The sequence below is a fragment of the Mycobacterium sp. 2-64 genome, from assembly GCF_035918375.1.
Classification (GTDB): domain Bacteria; phylum Actinomycetota; class Actinomycetes; order Mycobacteriales; family Mycobacteriaceae; genus Mycobacterium; species Mycobacterium intracellulare.
In genome coordinates this window covers 2,144,496-2,162,703 of record NZ_CP142361.1, presented here as the reverse complement: position 1 = coordinate 2,162,703, position 18,208 = coordinate 2,144,496, and the positions used below count along the sequence as shown (strand labels likewise).

At 70.3% G+C, this 18,208-nt stretch carries 2 protein-coding genes; both read right to left on the bottom strand.

The features are described 5' to 3' along the window. Positions 1-266: 266 nt before the first annotated feature. Entirely contained in the window at positions 267-7,925 is a 7,659-nt protein-coding gene (locus tag QGN31_RS10455; protein WP_014942394.1) for a non-ribosomal peptide synthetase, read from the bottom strand. Then, positions 7,922-18,184, bottom strand: coding sequence for a non-ribosomal peptide synthetase (locus QGN31_RS10450; RefSeq protein WP_201409449.1), 10,263 nt, complete (start codon positions 18,182-18,184; stop codon positions 7,922-7,924). The genes QGN31_RS10455 and QGN31_RS10450 overlap by 4 nt, the downstream gene beginning before the upstream one ends. Between the last annotated feature and the right edge of the window lie 24 nt (positions 18,185-18,208).

Sequence of the window (18,208 nt, the reverse complement as noted above, 5' to 3'; positions counted from 1 at the left end):
GAATTACCCAAAACCGTAGACTGCACCTGCTAATCCCGTACTTCAGATACCTGAGGTACTGATCGTGGATAGTGTAGCTACATACAGTATTGATTGGATCAGGGGGTTTGACGGTTTCGCCGACGCCTTTCGCGGAGGTGACCGTTATTGCCGCGTGATTGGCGGCGGGCGCTGGTCGGGCGTCACTCAATCACAAACGGGAATTGCCCATGCAGCAGCGCGGCGCGGTCCGTAGGGGCCACGCCGCGCTGAAGTTCCGCGATCGGTTAGAGCAGGCCGAGCAGTTGCAGGTCGGTGACGTACTTGACGATCACCGGCGCGCTGACGTGCGGGATGTCGTTGTCCGGACCGACTTTCGCTTCCTGCACGGCGGCGCGGAACCGGTCGGTCGGCGCGAACGCGCCGCGGGCCGGCTCGGCGGGCTGCAGGTTCTTCGGATCGCGCAGCAGCAACAGGAGCATCTGCAGGACCGAGTTCTGGCGCTGCCGTTCCGGCAGGCCGCGCAGGCCGGTCTCGAAGCGCTGCAGCCACTCCCCGAAGTCGCCGACGCGCTCGATCGGGTAGCCGGCCTCGATCAGCCAGTCGACGTATTCGTCGAGCCCGATGCCGTCGTCGTGCGGGTTCATCACGTGATAGGTCTCGAACCCCTCCATCACCTGGGCGCCCAGCTTGGCGATCGCCTCGGCGACGAACTCGACGGGCAGGCCGTCGAAGTGCGCGCTCTGCCGGTTGCCCTCGGCGTCGAGCTGATAGAACGACTTGGGCGCGCAGCCGGTGGCCACGACGCTCAGGATCATCCGGGTGAAGATGTCCGCCACGTTGAGCTGGCCCGCGTAGCTGGTGTCGGCCAGGATCATGTCGGAGCGGAACACCGAGACCGGCAGGCCGCACAGGTCGTGGGCCTCGCGCAGCAGGACCTCGCCCGCCCACTTGCTGTTGCCGTAGCCGTTGGCGTAGCTGCCGTCGACGACGCGGGTGGCGCTGATGACCCGGATGTCGGCGTCCTCGGTGAACGCCGACGGCTCGATCTGGCGCCCCACGTCCGACGTCGACACGTAGGCGTACGGCTTCATCTTCGTGGTGAGCGCCAAGCGGATCAGCTCGGCGGTGCCGCCGACGTTGGGTGTGAACAGCTCGTTGTAGGGCAGCACCCCGTTGACGACGGCCGCGGAGTCCACGATGAGGTCGACGGTGTCGGCCAGCTGCCGCCAGGTCTGGTCGTCCAGGCCCAGGTTGGCCTGGCCCTTGTCGCCGGCGACCACCTGCAGGTGGTCTTCGGCCAGTTCCCGGAAGTGCCGCAGCAGCTCGGGGTCGCCGCTGTCGAAGGTCTTCTCCAGCCGGCGCCAGGCGTCCTCGTCGGAGCGGGCCCGCACCAGGCAGATCAGCTTGCCCTCGACCTGTTCCAGCTGCTCGAGCCATTCCAGCACCAGGTAGCGACCCAGGAATCCGGTCGCGCCGGTCAGCAGGACCGTCCGGACCTCGGAGCTGGGAGCGCGCAGCGACGGCACGGTCGCCAGCGTCGTCGCGTCGATGAACTTGTCCAGCGTGAGGTCGCGGGCGTACACCTCGGTGGCGTCGGCGCCGTGCACCGCCGCGAAGCCGGGCCCCGCGGCGTTCTCGGTGTCGGCGCCGCTGGCGATCCGCTGACTCAGAGCCCGGATGGACTGCGAGTCGAACAGGGTGCGCACCGACAGGGCGCCGTCCAGGGCGGTGTTGATCTCGGCGATCACCCGCATCGCCGACAGCGAGTCGCCGCCGAGCTCGAAGAAGGAGTCGTCGACCGAGACCCGCTCCATCCCGAGGACCCGGGCGAAGATGCCGGCGATGGTCTCCTCGGTCGGGTTGGACGGGGCGACGTATTCGCCGCCGCGCTTCTGGTACTCCGGCGCGGGCAGGGCGCGCTTGTCGAGCTTGCCGTTGACCGTCAGCGGCAGCGCGTCGAGCACCACCACCGCGGCCGGCACCATGTAGGCCGGCAGCCGGTCGGCCAGCTGGATGCGGATGCCGACCGGGTCGGCGGTGCCGGTGATGTAACCGACCAGCCGCTTGTCGCCGGGACGGTCCTCGCGGGCGATCACCGCCGCCTGCTCGACCCCGTCCAGCCCGGCCAGCGCCGCCTGCACTTCGCCGAGTTCGATGCGGTAGCCGCGGATCTTGACCTGCTCGTCGGCGCGGCCGAGGTACTCGAGCTGACCGTCGTGGCTCCACCGGACCAGGTCGCCGGTGCGGTACATCCGCGCGCCCGGGCCGCCGAACGGGCAGGCGACGAACCGCGACGCCGTCAGACCGGACCGTCGCGAATATCCCGTCGCCACACCGTGGCCGGCGATGTACAGCTCGCCCACGACACCCTCGGGCGCCGGGCGCAGCCACCGGTCGAGCACGAACAACGCGGCCCGCGGCACCGGTGAACCGATCGGCGCCGACGCTGCCCCGGCCTGCAGCGGCGCGCTCATCGCCGCGTAGACGGTGGCCTCGGTCGGGCCGTAGGCGTTGATCATCACGCGCCCCGGCGCCCACCGGTCGACGACCTCGACCGGGCAGGCCTCGCCGGCCACCACCAGCGCCGTCGAGTCCAGGCCCTCCGGCGAGAGCATGCCCACCGCCGACGGGGTCTGGCTCAGCACGGTGACGCCTTCGGAGACCAGCAGCGCGTGCAGCTCATCCGGGGAGGCCGCGACCGATTCGGGCACCACGACCAGGCGGCCACCGTGCAGCAGCGCGCCCCAGATCTCGTGCACCGACACGTCGAAGACCAGGGAGTGCCACTGCGCCCACACCCCCGCCTCCGGCAGGTCGGCGTGCAGGGACTCCACCAGCTGGGTGACGTTGTCGTGGGTGACGGCCACGCCCTTGGGGACGCCGGTGGTGCCCGACGTGTAGATGAGGTAGGCGATGTTGTCCGACGACGGGATCGGCAGCGGGTCGCTGGGCTGGGCGTCCAGCGCCGGGTCGTCGACGTCGATGACCGTCGGGCGGCAGCCCTCCAGCCGCGACCGCAGGCCCGTCGTGGTGACCACGGCGACCGGCTCGGCGTCGCCGAGCAGGAACTCGATCCGGGCGGTCGGCAGCGCCGGGTCGATCGGCAGATACGCCGCGCCCGTCTTGAGGACGGCGAGGATCGAGACGATCGCGTCGGCCGAGCGGGAGAACAGCAGCGCGACCCGCTCGCCCGGCCCCGCGCCCTCCTCGATCAGCAAGTGCGCCAACCGGTTTGCGGCCTCGTCGAGTTCCCGATAGGTCATCGAGCGGCCGTCGAAACTGAGCGCCGCCGCGTCCGGAATGCGGGCCACCTGCGCGGCGAACAACCCCGGGATCGACGTGCCGGTCGCCGGCTGGCTCAGCACCGACCGGTTGCCCCAGGAGTCGAGCAGCTCGTGCTCGGCCTCGTCGACGACGTCGAGCGCCATCAGCCGTCGGGTGGGGTCGACGGTCATCTCGGAGAGCACGCGCTGGAACCGCTCGGTCATCTTCTCGATGCCGGCGGCGTCGAACACGTCGGTGTCGTATTCGACGCGCAGGCCCAGTTCACGGCCCGGCAGCGCCATCACCGACAGCGGGTAGTGGTTGTACTCGCGGTTGGTGACATCGGTGATGGCCAACTCGTGGAAGCCCAACGGCACGCTGGTGTCGATCGGGTAGTTCTCGTACAGGAACAGGGTGTCGAACAGGGCGTCGTGGCCGGTCACGCGGTGAATCTCGCTCAGCGCCAGATGCTCGTGTTCGAGGGTGTCGTTGTGGTGCTGCTGCAGCTGGTCCAGCACGTCGGCGACGGTGGTCTCCGCGTCGATGTTGGCGCGCACCGGGACGGTGTTGATCAGCAGGCCCACCATCGATTCGGCGCCGGCCAGGTCGGCGGGCCGACCGGAGACGGCGGTGCCGAACGCCACGTCGTGGTGGCCGGTGAGCCGCATCAGCAGCTGCGCCCACCCGGCCTGCAGCACGGTGTTGACGGTCGTGTGGCACGAGCGGGCCAGCTCGCCCAGGGCGCGCGTGGTTTCCGCGGAGAGCCGGTAGGACTCCACGGCCCGCCGGCCGAGCCGCATCCGGCCGGCCGGGCCCACCAGGGTGGGGGCGTCGAATCCGTCGAGCACCTCGCGCCACGCCGCCTGCGCGGCGGCGCGGTCCTGGCCGGCCAGCCAGGTCAGGTAGCTGCGGTAGGTCGCGGGCGCGGGCAGCTGGTCGCCGTAGTAGTTGGCCAGGATCTCGCGCAGCAGGATGGGCAGCGACCAGCCGTCCATCACGATGTGGTGGTTGGTGAGCACGAACCGGTACCGGTTATCCGCGGTGCGGATCAGCGCGGCCCGGAACGCCGGCCGATTGGCCAGGTCGCTCACCGCGGCGCGCTCGGCGGCACACAGCTCCTCGACCCGCTGTTCGGGGTCGAGGTCTTCGGGGCCGAGCTGGATGTAGCGCCACGCCATGACCGGGTCGGCCGGGATCACCTGGACGGGTTCGCCGAATTGCGGGCAGAACCGGGCCGCCAGGTTGGGGTGGCGGTTCACCACGGTGTGCACCGCCTCGTGCAGCCGGTGCGAGTCCAGGGCGCCGGTCACGGTGATGCCCAGCTGCACCGCGTAGACGTCGTCGCCCGGGTCTTGGGCGAAGCTGGCGTGGAAGAGCAGGCCCTGCTGCAGCGGGGTCAGCGGCAGGATGTCGGCGACCTGGTGCTGCTTGCTCAGCTCGTCGATCTGCCGCTGGTTCAGGCGCGCCGGCGCGATGTCGGACGGGGTCAGCCCGCCGCCGCCGGCTTGCACGTGGGCGCAGATGCCGGCCAGGGCCTCGAACCACAGCCGGCTGAGCCGGCTGATCTGCTCGCGGTCCATCGCCGAGGCCGCCCACGTCCAGTTGGCGTGCAGGTGCGGGCCCTCTTCGGTGTCCATGGTGCCGGCGTTGAGGTCGACGGTGTGCATGAGCGGCATCGCCACCGCGGCGGCCGCGCCGCTCAGCGACAGGCTGTCGGGGCTCAACCGCCACAACTCGCCGGGCAGGTCGGCGGCCGCGCCGAGCCGACCCAGGTAGTTGAAGCCGATCACCGGGTCGGACCCACCCAGATCGACGTCGGGGTTCAGGTAGCGCAGCAGGCCGTAGGTCAGCCCGTCGGGCAGGGCGCGCAGCTGCTCCTTGGTGGCCTTGACGGCGGCGCCCAGCGCGTCGTCACCGCCCACCACGCTGGCCCAGTCCAGCCCGTCGATGGTCAGGGCCACCGGGTACTTGGTGGTGAACCACCCCACGGTGCGCGACAGGTCGACGTGCGGTCCCAGCTCTTCCTGGCGCCCGTGACCCTCGACGTCGATGCCGATCGGCGCGCCAGCGGCCTTGGAACCCAGGAATTCCGTCCAGGCCATCCCGAACGCGATCAGCAAAATGTCTTGCACCCCGGCGTGGAACGCCGCGGGCACCTCACCCAGCAGCAGCCGGGTGGTCTCGACGTCCAGCGACACCGACAGCTGCTCGGCCGTCTGGTAGGTGTCCTCCTCGGGTCGCACCGCCGGCAGCAGGGCCGGGGTGGACACCACCTCGCGCCAGGCGTCGGCCTGCTCGACGACCGCCGGGCTCTGCGCGTGCTCGGCCAGCAGCGACGACCACCGGGCGAACGAGGTCCCGCCGACCGGCAGGGCCACCGGCTGACCGCTGTGGTGCTGCGCCCAGGCGATGTTGAGGTCCTCGATCAGGGTCCGCCACGACACACCGTCGACGGCCACGTGGTGGATGATCAACGCCAATTGGCTTGTCTCGCTTGCCCATACGGCACTCACCATCGCGCCGGCACCCGGGTTCAGCCGCGACCGCGCCTCCACGAGCGTGGCGTCGGTCAGGGTGTCGACGGTCTGCAGGCAGTCGCCGGCCTGCACCGTGCCCGGGTCGGGCGCGTGCAACTTCCAGCCGCCCTCGCCGTCGTCTTCGACGCGCAGCCGCAGCATCGGGTGGCGGTCCAGCAGGGCCTGCAGCACGACGACGACCTCGTCGGCAGTGACGCCCGCGGGGGCCGCCAGCACCATGGTCTGGTTGAAGTCGTCGATCGGGCCGTCAACGGTCTGCAGCCAGCGCATGATCGGGGTGGCCACGACGGGGCCGATCCCCTCGTCGACCACGTCCTCCTCGTCGTCGCGGTCGGTGGCCACGCGGGCCAGCCGGGCCACGGTCTGCTCGACGAACACGTCGCGGGGGCGGCACACCACGCCGGCGGCGCGGGCGCGGGCCACGACCTGCATGGACAGGATGCTGTCGCCGCCCAGGTCGAAGAACGAGTCGTCCACGCCGACGCGCTCCACACCCAGCACCTGGGCGTAGATGCCGGCCAGGATCTCCTCGGTGTGGTTGGACGGGGCGCGGTACTCACCGGCGCGCTTGTGGTACTCCGGCGCGGGCAGGGCGCGCTTGTCGAGCTTGCCGTTGACCGTCAGCGGCAGCGCCTCGAGCACCACCACGGCGGCGGGGACCATGTAGGCGGGCAACCGCTTGCCGAGCTGGGTGCGCAGCTCCGCCGGGTCGGCGGTGCCGGTGATGTAGCCGACGAGGCGCTTGTCGCCGGGGCGGTCCTCGCGGGCGATGACCGCGGCCTGGTCCACGCCGTCGAGCGCGGCGAGGGCCGACTGGATCTCGCCGAGTTCGATGCGGTAGCCGCGGATCTTGACCTGCTCGTCGGCGCGGCCCAGGTATTGCAGCTGCCCGTCGGTGCCCCAGCGCACCAGGTCGCCGGTGCGGTACATCCGCGCGCCCGGGCCGCCGAAGGGGCAGGCCACGAACCGCGATGCCGTCAGGCCGGACCGTCGCGCGTACCCGGTGGCCACGCCGCGGCCGGCCACGTAGAGCTCACCGACCACGCCCTCGGGCGCGGGCCGCAACCACTTGTCCAAGACGAACAGCGCCGCGCCGGGCACCGGCGAGCCGATCGGCGGCGCGCCCGAGTCCCCCGTCAGCGGCGCGCTCATCGCGGCGTAGACGGTGGCCTCGGTCGGGCCGTAGGCGTTGATCATCACGCGTCCGGGCGCCCACCGGTCGACGACCTCGGCGGGGCAGGCCTCGCCGGCCACCACCAGCGCCGTGGACTCCAGGCCCTCGGGCGAGAGCATCCCGACCGCGGACGGGGTCTGGCTCAGCACGTTGACCTTCTCGGCGACAAGTAGGTCGTGCAGGTCGTCGGGCGAGCCCGCGACCGATTCGGGGACCACGACCAGCCGCCCGCCGTGCAGCAGCGCGCCCCAGATCTCCCACACGGAGACGTCGAACACCAGGGAGTGCCACTGCGACCACACCTGGCCCGCGCCGGACGGCAGCTTGGCGTGCAGGGTCTTCAGGAATTCGGTCACGTTGCGGTGCGTGACCGCGACACCCTTGGGGACGCCGGTGGTGCCCGAGGTGTAGATCATGTAGGCGATGTCGTCGGGCGCCGGTCCGGGCAGCGCGCTGCTGGGCTGGCTGTCGGCCGCGGCCTCGTCGACGTCGATGATGGGCAGGTCGAAGCCGTCCAGCCGCGTGCGCAGGCTGGCGGTGGTGACCGCGGCGATCGGGGTGGCGTCGCCGAGCATGAACTCCATGCGGGCGGCGGGCAGGGCGGGGTCGATCGGCAGGTAGGCCGCCCCGGTCTTCAACACCGCGAGGATCGAGATGATGGCTTCGGCCGAGCGGGAGAACAGCAGCGCCACGCACTCGCCCGGGGCGGCGCCCTGCTCGGCCAGTAGGTGCGCCAGCCGGTTGGCGGCCTCATCGAGCTCCAGGTACGTCATCGAGCGACCCTCGAAACTCAGCGCCGCCGCATGGGGGGCGCGCGCCACCTGGGCCGCGAACATTTCGGGAATGGACGTGGGCGCCTTGACCGGCTTGGTCAATATCGCCCGGTTGCCCCACTCGTCGAGTCGGTCGTGCTCGCCGCCATCCAGTAGATCAATCGACAACAATCGCCGTCCCGCACCGACGGTCATGACTGCTCCTCCAAGTCCACGGTCATGGCTTCCAGCACCCGCTTGAAACGCTCGACCAGCTTCTCGATCCTCGCCTCGCCGAACACGTCGGTATCGAACTCGACGCGGAGGCCAATTTCGTGGCCCGGCACGGCTTGAACCGAAAGCGGGTAATGGTTGTATTCCCGATTCGTGAATCCCCTAATAGTTAACTCGTCCACGGCCGATAGCGCGGCGGTATCGATGGGATAGTTCTCGTACACGAACATTGTGTCGAAAATTTGATCGTGTCCCGTTACACGATGAATTTCGTTCAGCGCCAGGTGCTGGTGGTCCAGGGTCCTGGTGTAGGCCTGTTGTAGCTGGTCAAGTAGGTCGGCGATGGTGGTTTCGGCGCCGATCGTCGCCCGCACCGGCACCGTGTTGATCAGCAGGCCCACCATGGACTCCGAACCGGCCAAATCGGTGGGCCGGCCCGAAACCGCTGTGCCGAAGACCACATCGTGCTGGCCGGTCAGCCACATCAGCAGCTGCGCCCAGGCCGCCTGCAGCACGGTGCTGACGGTGGTGCGGCACGAGCGGGCCAATTCGCCGAGCAGGCGGCTGGTCTCCGCGGACACGTGGAATTCGGCGACGCCGCGCGGACCCAGTCCCATCCGGCCCGACGGGCCCACCAGCGTGGGGGTGTCGAATCCGGCGAGCACCTCGCGCCACGCCGCCTGGGCGGCGGCGCGGTCCTGCTCGGACAGCCAGGTGATGAAGCTGCGGTAGGGCACCGGCGCGGGCAGCCGCACCCCGAAGTAGCTGGCGAAGATCTCCTGCAGCAGGACGGGCTTGGACCAGCCGTCGAGCACGATGTGGTGGTTGGTGAGCACGAAGCGGTAGGTGTCGTCCCCGGTGCGGATCAGCGTGCCCCGGAACGGCGGCTTGCCCGCCAGGTCGCAGACGGCGACGCGTTCGGCGGCCGACAGCTCCTCGATCCGGTGGTCTTGGTCGCCGGTGGCGTCCAGCTCGACGTACTGCCAGGCCAGTTCCGGATCGGCCGACAAGACCTGCACCGGCTCGCCGAAGTCCTCGCTGAAGTGGGCCACCACGTTGGGGTGGCGGGTGACGACGGTCTGCACGGCGTCGCGCAGCCGCTCCGGGTCGATGGCGCCGCTGACCGAGATGTCGAGCTGCACGGCGTAGAGGTCCTCGGAGCCTTGGGCGCCCTGCGCCGTGCCGGTGTGGAACAGCAAGCCCTGCTGCAGCGGGGTCAGCGGCAGCACGTCGGCGACGCGGTGCTGCTGCTGCAGTTCGTCGATGTCCCGCTGGGTCAGCCGGGCGGGCGCGATGTCGGACGGGGTCAACCCGCCGCCGCCGTCGCGGACGTGCGCGCAGATTCCGGCCAGCGCGTCGAACCACAACTCGCTGAGCTTGCCGATCTGCTTTTCGTCCAGCGCCGAGCGCGCCCACGTCCAGTTGGCCTGCAGGTGGGGGCCGTCCGCGGTGTCCATGGTGCCGGCGTTGAGCTCCACCGTGTGCGGCAGCGGCAAGGCCACCGCCCCGGCCGCACCGGCCAACGCGAAGCTGTCCTCGCTGAGCTGCCACAGGTCGGGCGACAGGTCGGCGGCCCCGCCGCCGAGCCGGCCCAGGTAGTTGAAGCTGATGGCGGGATCCGAATCACCAAGGTCCACATCGGGATTCAGGTAACGCAGCAACCCATAGGTGAGGCCGTCGGGCAGGCCGCGCAGCTGTTCCTTGGCGTCCTTGATCACCGGGCCCAGCGCCGCGTCTCCGCCGATCACCTGGCCCCACGACAGGCCGCCGACGCGCAGCGACACCGGGTACTTGGCGGTGAACCACCCGACCGTGCGCGACAGGTCCACCTGCGGGCCGAGCTCCTCGCTGCGCCCGTGGCCCTCCACGTCGATGGCGATCGGCGCGCCGGTGCCCATGAACTGCGTCCACGCCAACCCGAACGCGATCAGCAAAATGTCTTGCACCCCAGCGTGAAACGCCGCGGGCACCTCACCCAGCAACAGGCGGGTCGTCTCGACGTCCAGCGACGCCGACAGCTGCCCGGCCGTCGCGTAGGTGTCCTCGGGCTGCGCGGCCGGCAACACCGCCGGGATCGCGGCCACCTGCCGCCACTCCTCGGCCCGCTCGACCACCTCGGGGCGGCGCGCGTGCTCGTCCAGCAGCGACGACCACCGGGCGAACGAGGTCCCGCCGGCCGGCAGGGCCACCGGCTGGCCGCTGTGGTGCTGCGCCCAGGCGATGTTGAGGTCCTCGATCAGGGTCCGCCACGACACACCGTCGACGGCCAGGTGGTGGATGATCAACGCCAATTGGCTTGTCGCGCTTGCCCATACGGCGCTCACCAGGAGGCCGTCGGCCAGGTTCAGCCGCGACCGGGCCTCGACCAGGGCCTCCTCGGACAACTCGTCGACGGTCTCCAGGACGTCGCCGGCCTGCACCGAGCCGGGCTCGGGCACCTCGAACGACCAGCCGCCCACGCCGTCGTCCTCGACGCGCACCCGCAGCATCGCGTGCCGATCCAGCAACGCCTGCAGCACCACCGGCACGTCGTCGGCGGTGACGTCGGCGGGGACCGCCAGCACCATCGTCTGGTTGAACTGTTCGACGGGGCCGTCCATGTTCTGCAGCCAGCGCATGATCGGGGTGGCCACCACCGGCCCGATCCCCTCGTCGACCACGTCGTCCTCGGGGCTGGCGATCGTGGCGACGCGCGCCAGGCGCGCGACCGTCTGTTCGGTGAAGACGTCCCGGGGGCGGCACACCACGCCGGCGGCGCGGGCGCGCGCCACCACCTGCATGGACAGGATGCTGTCGCCGCCGAGGTCGAAGAACGAGTCGTCGACGCCCACCCGTTCTACGCCCAGCACCTGGGCGTAGATGCCGGCCAGGATCTCCTCGATGGCGCTCGCCGGCGCCCGGTAGCGGTCGACGTCGGAGTACTCCGGGGCGGGCAGGGCGCGGGTGTCGAGTTTGCCGTTGACCGTCAACGGCAGCACGTCGAGCACCACCACCGCGGACGGGACCATGTAGCCGGGCAGCCGTTCGCTGAGTCGGGCCCGGGCCTCGGCCGGGTCGGCGGTGCCGGTCACGTAGCCGACCAGACGCTTGTCGCCGGGGCGGTCCTCGCGGGCGAGCACCGCCGCGTGCTCGACGCCGTCGAGCGAGGCGAGGGCGGCCTGGATTTCGCCGAGTTCGATGCGGTAGCCGCGGATCTTGACCTGTTCGTCGGCGCGGCCGATGTACTGCAGTTGCCCGTCGGCGCTCCACCGGACGAGGTCACCGGTGCGATACATCCGCGCGCCGGGCGCACCGAAGGGGCAGGCCACGAATCGGGTGGCCGAGAGCCCCGGGCGGCCCACGTAGCCGGTGGCCAATCCCCCACCGGCGACGTACAACTCGCCGACCACCCCGACCGGCACGGGGCGCAGCCACCCGTCGAGGACGAAGAAGGCGAGGTTGCCCAGCGGCACCCCGATCGGGCTGACGTTGTTGTCGACGTCGCCGCGAAGGATCTCGCGGAACGAGGCGTGCACCGTGGTCTCGGTGATGCCGTACATGTTGATCATCCGCGGCAGGCCGGGATGGTGATGCAGCCACGTCGACAGCCGGCGCGGCTCCAACGCCTCCCCGCCGAACACCACCGTCTGCAACTTCAGCTGCTCACCCAGCTCCGGGGCCAACGCGTCGGCACTCTGCAACGCGTAGAACGCCGACGGGGTCTGGCTGAGCACGCTGACCTGCTCGCGAACCAGCAAGGCGTGCAGGTCTTCCGCGGAGCGCACCACCGCGTCGGGCACCATCACGAGGCGCCCGCCGTACAGCAGCGACCCGAAGACCTCCCACACCGAGAAGTCAAACGCCAGCGAGTGACATTGCGTCCACACCTGGCCCAACCCCAGCTGAGCATCCAGTGTCTCCAGCAGCAACGTGACGTTGCGGTGCGGGATCGCCACGCCCTTGGGCGTTCCCGTCGTGCCCGAGGTGTAGATGATGTAGGCGATGTTGTCCGGCGCCGGCACCGGCAGCCCGGTCGTGGGCTGGTCGGCCACTATCGGGTCGTCGATGTCGATGATCTGCCCGGCGAACCCGCCCAACTGCGGCCGCACCTCGGCGGTGGTCACCGCCGCGATCGGCGCGGCGTCACCGAGCACGAATTCGAGGCGCGCCGCGGGCACGCTCGGGTCGATCGGCACGTAGGCGGCCCCGGTCTTGAGGACGGCGAAGATCGCGATCACCGCTTCGGCCGACCGCGGGATCACCACCGCCACCCGCTGGCCAGGGCCGGCGCCCTGCCCAACGAGCAAGTGCGCCAACCGGTTTGCCGACTCTTCGACCTCGCGGTAGGTGAACGACCGGTCGCCGCAGGTGATCGCGACGGCGTCGGCGGCGCGGGCGACCTGGCCGGCGAACAACGCCGGAATCGACTCCTGCCCGGTGGGCCGCTGGGCCAGGACGGCCCGGTTGCCCCACTCGTCCAGCCGTCCGTGTTCGCCGGGGTCGAGCAGATCGATCGCTGAAAGCCGTTGCGCGGGATCGGCGGTCATGGCCGCCATCACGTGGCGCAGCCGTTCGATCAGCGTTTCGATGGCGGCCGCGTCGAAGACCTCGGTGTCGTACTCGACGCGCAGGCTCAGTTCGTGGCCCGGCGTGGCCACGACCGACAGCGGGTAGTGGTTGAATTCGCGGCTGCTGAATTCGGTGACGGCCAGCTCTTGGGCGCCCATCATCGCGCCGGCATCGATCGGGTAGTTCTCGTAGAGGAACAGGGTGTCGAACAGCTGGTCGTGCCCGGTGACGCGGTGAATCTCGTTGAGCGCCAAGTGTTCATGCTCGAGGGTCTCGGCGTGGGCGCGTTGCAGCTGCTCGAGCAGGTCGACGACGGTGGTCGCGGCGGCGATGTTGGCCCGGACGGGCACGGTGTTGATCAGCAGCCCGACCATGGCGTCGGCGCCGGCCAGCTCGGTGGGCCGGCCTGAGACCGCGGTGCCGAAGGCGACGTCGTGCTGGCCGGTCAGCCACGTCAGCAGCTGCGCCCAGGCGCCCTGCAGCACGGTGCTGATGGTGGTGCGGCTGGAGCGGGCCAGCTCGCCGAGCGCGCGCGTCGTGTCGGCCGAAACCGCATAGGTGGCAACGGCGCGCCGCCCGATCTTGCCGGGCGGGGCCACCAGGGTGGGGGCCTCGAACCCGTCGAGCGCCTCGCGCCAGGCCGCTTGGGCGGCGGTGTGGTCCTGGGCGGCCAGCCACATCAGGTAGCTGCGGTACGACGGCGGCGCGGGCAGCCGCTGCCCGTAGTAGCCGGCGAAGACCTCCCGCAGCAGGACCGGCAGCGACCAGCCGTCGATCACGATGTGGTGGATGGTGAACAGCAGCCGATGCCGGTCGTCGGCGATGCGGATCAACGCGGCCCGGAAGGTGGGTTGGCCCGCCAAATCGCACACCGCGGTGCGTTCGTCGGCGGCCAACTGCTCGAGCTGGTGGTCCTGGTCCGCGCCGCCGTCCAATTCGACGTAGCGCCACGCCATTACCGGCTCGGCGGGGATGATCTGCACCGGCTCGCCGAATTCGTCGAAGAAGCGCGCCACCAGGTTGGGGTGGCGGTTGACGGCGGTCTGCACGGCCTCGCGCAGCCGGTGCTGATCGAGGCTGCCGCTCACGGTGATGCCCAGCTGCACCGCGTAGAGGTCTTCGAGCTCGGCCGCGAAGCTGGTGTGGAACAACAAACCCTGCTGCACGGGGCTCAGCGGCAGCACGTCGGCGATCTGGTGCTGCCGGCACAGCTCGTCGATCTGCTGCTGGTTCAGGCGCGCCGGCGCGATGTCGGACGGGGTCAGCCCGCCGCCGCCGGCACGCACGTGGGCGCAGATGCCGGCCAGGGCCTCAAACCACAACTGGCTCAACCGGTTTACTTGTTCGTCGGTCAGCGCCGAGGTCGCCCACCGCCAGTTGGCGTGCAGCAGCGGGCCGTCCTCGGTGTCCATGGTGCCGGCGTTGAGTTCCACGGTGTGCGCCAAGGGCATCGCCACCGCCGTCGCGACCGCGGCCGACGACAGGCTGTCCTCGCTGACGCGCCACAAGTCCTCGGAGAGGTCGGCCCCCGCGGCCAGCCGGCCCAGGTAGTTGAACCCGATCACGGGGTCCGGCCCCTGCAGGCCGACCTCGGTGTTCAGGTAGCGCAACAGCCCATAGGTCAGGCCGTCGGGCAGGGCGCGCAGCTGCTCCTTGGCGTCCTTGATCACCGCCCCCAGCGCGGCGTCACCCGCGGCCACCTTCGACCAGTTCAACCCGCCGGTGATCGACAGCGCCGCAGGGTATTTGGTGGTGAACCAGCCCACCGTGCGGGACAGATCCACGCGGGAAGCGATCTCTTCGTTGCGCCCGTGCCCTTCGATGTCGATGCCGATCGGCGTCGCGGTCCCCACGGACCCCAGGAACTCGGTGAACGCCAACCCGAACGCGATCAACAGGATGTCCTGCACGCCGGCGTGAAACGCCGCCGGCACCTCCCCCAGCAACAGGCGGGTCGTCTCGACGTCCAGCGACGCCGACAACTGTCCGGCGTTCGCGTAGGTGTCCTCCGGCCCGGCGGCCGGCAGCGCCGGCGGGGTGGCGACCACCTCCTGCCACGCGCCGGCCTGTTCGAGGACGGCCGGGTCCTTCGCGTGCTCGGCCAGCAGCGACGACCACCGGGCGAACGAGGTCCCGGGCGCCTGCAACGCCACCGGTTGGGCGTTGTGATGCTGGACCCAGGCGATGTTGAGGTCCTCGATCAGGGTCCGCCACGACACACCGTCGACCGCCAAGTGATGAATGATCAACGCCAATTGGCTTGTCGCACTTGCCCATACCGCGCTCACCATGACCCCGTCGGCCACGTTGAGCCGGGAACGGGCCTCGACCAGGTCCGCGTCGGAGAGCGTGTCGACCGTGCGCAGGCAGTCACCGGCCTGCACCGACCCGGCCTCGGGCGCCTCGAGCGACCAGCCGCCGGCGCCGTCGTCCTGCACGCGCAGCCGCAGCATGGGATGGCGATCGAGCAGGGCCTGCAGCACCACCGCCACGTCGTCGGCGCTCACACCCGCGGGCGCCGCCAGCACCATGGTCTGGTTGAACTCGTCGATCGGGCCGTCGATGGTCTGCAGCCACCGCATGATGGGGGTGGCCACCACGGGGCCGATCCCCTCGTCGGCCGCACCGAGGTCGCCGTCGACCGCCACCTCGGACACCCGCGCCAGCCGCGCCACGGTCTGCTCGACGAAGACGTCCCGGGGGCGGCAGATGACGCCGGCCGCCCGCGCGCGGGACACCACCTGCATCGACAGGATGCTGTCGCCGCCCAGGTCGAAGAACGAGTCGTCCACGCCGACGCGCTCCACGCCCAGCACCTGGGCGTAGATGTCGGCCAGGATCTCCTCGATCGCGTCGGCCGGGGCCCGGTATTCGCTCGCGGTGTATTCCGGCGAGGGCAGGGCGCGCTTGTCGAGCTTGCCGTTGCCGGTCAGCGGCAGCGCGTCGAGCACCATCACCGCGGTCGGCACCATGTACGGCGGAAGCTTTTCGGCCAGTTGGGCGCGCAGCGCCGCGGGGTCGGCGGTGCCGGTGACGTAGCCGACGAGGCGCTTGTCGCCGGGGCGGTCCTCGCGGGCGATCACCGCCGCCTGGTCCACGCCGTCGAGCCCGGCCAAGACCGCCTGGATTTCGCCGAGTTCGATGCGGTAGCCGCGAATCTTGACCTGCTCGTCGGCGCGGCCCAGGTACTGCAGCTGCCCGTCGGGACCCCAGCACACCAGGTCCCCGGTGCGGTACATGCGTGCCCCGGGGCCGCCGAAGGGGTTGGCCACGAACCGCGACGCGGTCAGCCCTGGCCGGCGCACGTAGCCGTGCCCGACGCCGCGACCCGCCAGGTACAACTCGCCGACCACACCGGCGGGCACCGGCTGCAGCCACTTGTCGAGCACGAACATCGCCGCCCCGGCTATGGGGGAGCCGATCGGCACCACCGGCGAGCCGGGCGTCAGCGGCGTGCTGATCGACGCGCAGACCGTGGTCTCGGTCGGGCCGTAGGCATCGATCATCACCCGGCCGGGGGCCGCCCACCGGTCGACGACGTCGGTCGGGCAGGCCTCGCCGGCCACCACCAGCGCCGTGGACTCCAGGCCCTCGGCGGGCAGCATCGCGACCGCCGACGGCGTCTGGGTCAGCACGCTGACTTTCTCCGCGACCAGCAGGTCGTGGAAATCCTGCGGGGAGGACGCCACCGATTCGGGCACCACCAGCAGCCGCCTGCCGCGCAGCAGCGCGCCGAAGATCTCCCACACCGAGAAGTCGAAAGACGAGGAATGGCTTTGCGTCCAGACATTTCCGGGCGGCAGGGCGGCGTCGAGCGACTCGGTCAGCCATGTGACGTTCAGATGAGGGATGGCGACGCCTTTGGGGGTCCCCGTCGTTCCGGACGTATAGATGATGTAGGCGACGTTCTCGGGGGCCGGGTTCGGCAGCGCGGTGCTGGGCTGGCTGTCGACGGCGGGGTCGTGCACATCGACGACGAAAACGTCATGCCCCTCCAGCCGCGGGCGCAGTTCCGCCGTGGTGATCACCGCGCTGGGCGCGGCATCGGAGAGCACGAAGTCCATCCGCGACGACGCGTGCGCGGGGTCGATCGGCACGTAGGCCGCCCCGGTCTTGAGCACCGCCAGCATCGAAACGATGGCGTCCGCGCAGCGGGGGAACAGCACCGCCACGCAGTCACCCGGTCCCACGCCGTGGCCGGCGAGCAGGTGCCCCAAGCGGTTCGACGCCTCGTCGAGCTCGGCGTAGGTCAGCGTCTGGTCGCCGAATGTCACGGCCGGCGCCTCCGGGGTGCGCTGCACGTGCTCGGCGAACGCGGCCGGAATCGACACCGGGGCCGGCGCGGGCTCCGCCAATGCCGGCCGGTTGCTCCACCGGTCGATGAGTACGGGCTCGTCGGGGGTCAGCAGCTCGATCGACGACAGCGGCCGCTCGGGGTCGGCGGTCATGGCCGCCAGGATCTGCTGCAGCCGTCCCGCCAGGTCGGCGACGCCGAAGCCGGCGAACGGTTGTCCCGGACCCGCGGTGCTGAGGAAGAGCTGGTCACCGGCGCCGAGGAAGAACAACCCGAAGTGCCCGACCGGGCCGTGGTTGGTGTACGACGCCGTCGCCGGCGAGCCGGCCAGGTCCAGGGTCAGCCTCATCGGTAGGAAATTGATGCCCACCCGGTTCGGCGCCTGCCGCAGGCCGTCGCCCTCGAGGGTGTGCGCGGGGAATCGTTGATGCTTCAGCAGTTCGCGGATCCGCTTGTCGACGTGCTTGCAGAAGTCGGCGACCGTCGTCTGCGGTTCCGTCGACAGGACCAGCGGCACGACACCGGCCAGCATCGCCGGAAGCGTCTTCGACTCTGGAGTCACCCGCCGGCTGACCGGGAAGTCCAGCGCCACCTCGGACCCGCTGCCCGACCATCCGCGCACCAACAGGGCGCACGCAGCGGTGGTGACCGAAAACCGGCGGATGGCCAGCTTCTTGGACAGCTCCTTGATCCGGTTGACGACCGAGGGGTCCAACTGGACCGACGCGGACGGCGAGTAATGGTCTTGCTCGGTGCCCGCATCGGGCAGCCGGTCGACCGGTCCGCTCTCCGGCGGAAGGTGCTCGCTCCAATAGGCCTTGTCTTCGAGGTAATCCTCGGAAGCCTCGTACTCGGACTCGAGGTCGACCAGGTCCTGCGCCGAACCGAAGTAGGCGTCGGGAATTGGCTTTCCCGCCACCATCGCGGAATAAATGGTTGCGACCCGGCGGCAGACCAGGGCCATGCCCAAACCGTCGATCGCAATGTGGTGGCAGCAACCAAACAAATAGAATTCCTCGTGCCCCGTTTGAAAGAGCACGAATTTGAACATCTGGCCGTTCAACGGCATCGGCGTGCGCTGAATGGCGGATGACATCTCGCGGGCTTCCTGCACCGGATCCGCCGCGCCCCTCAGGTCATGGAACTCGAGCTCGACGTGGGGGTAGTCGATCGGCTTCTGGACCACCTGGCCGTCGACCTCGAAGAACGAGACCCGGCCCGATTCGGCCTCGCCGACCGTCTGGGTGAGTGCCTGCTGAAACTGATCGCGATGGACCGGGCCGTCGATTTTGACCAGGAGGCCGAGCTGCCACTGGGTGCCGGCGAAGCCGGCTTCTTGGGATAGCCAGATGTCGAGCTGACCCCGTGTCAGTGGCAGCGTTCGATCATCCCTCGCCATCGACTCCCCCAAGTCTCCACCCAC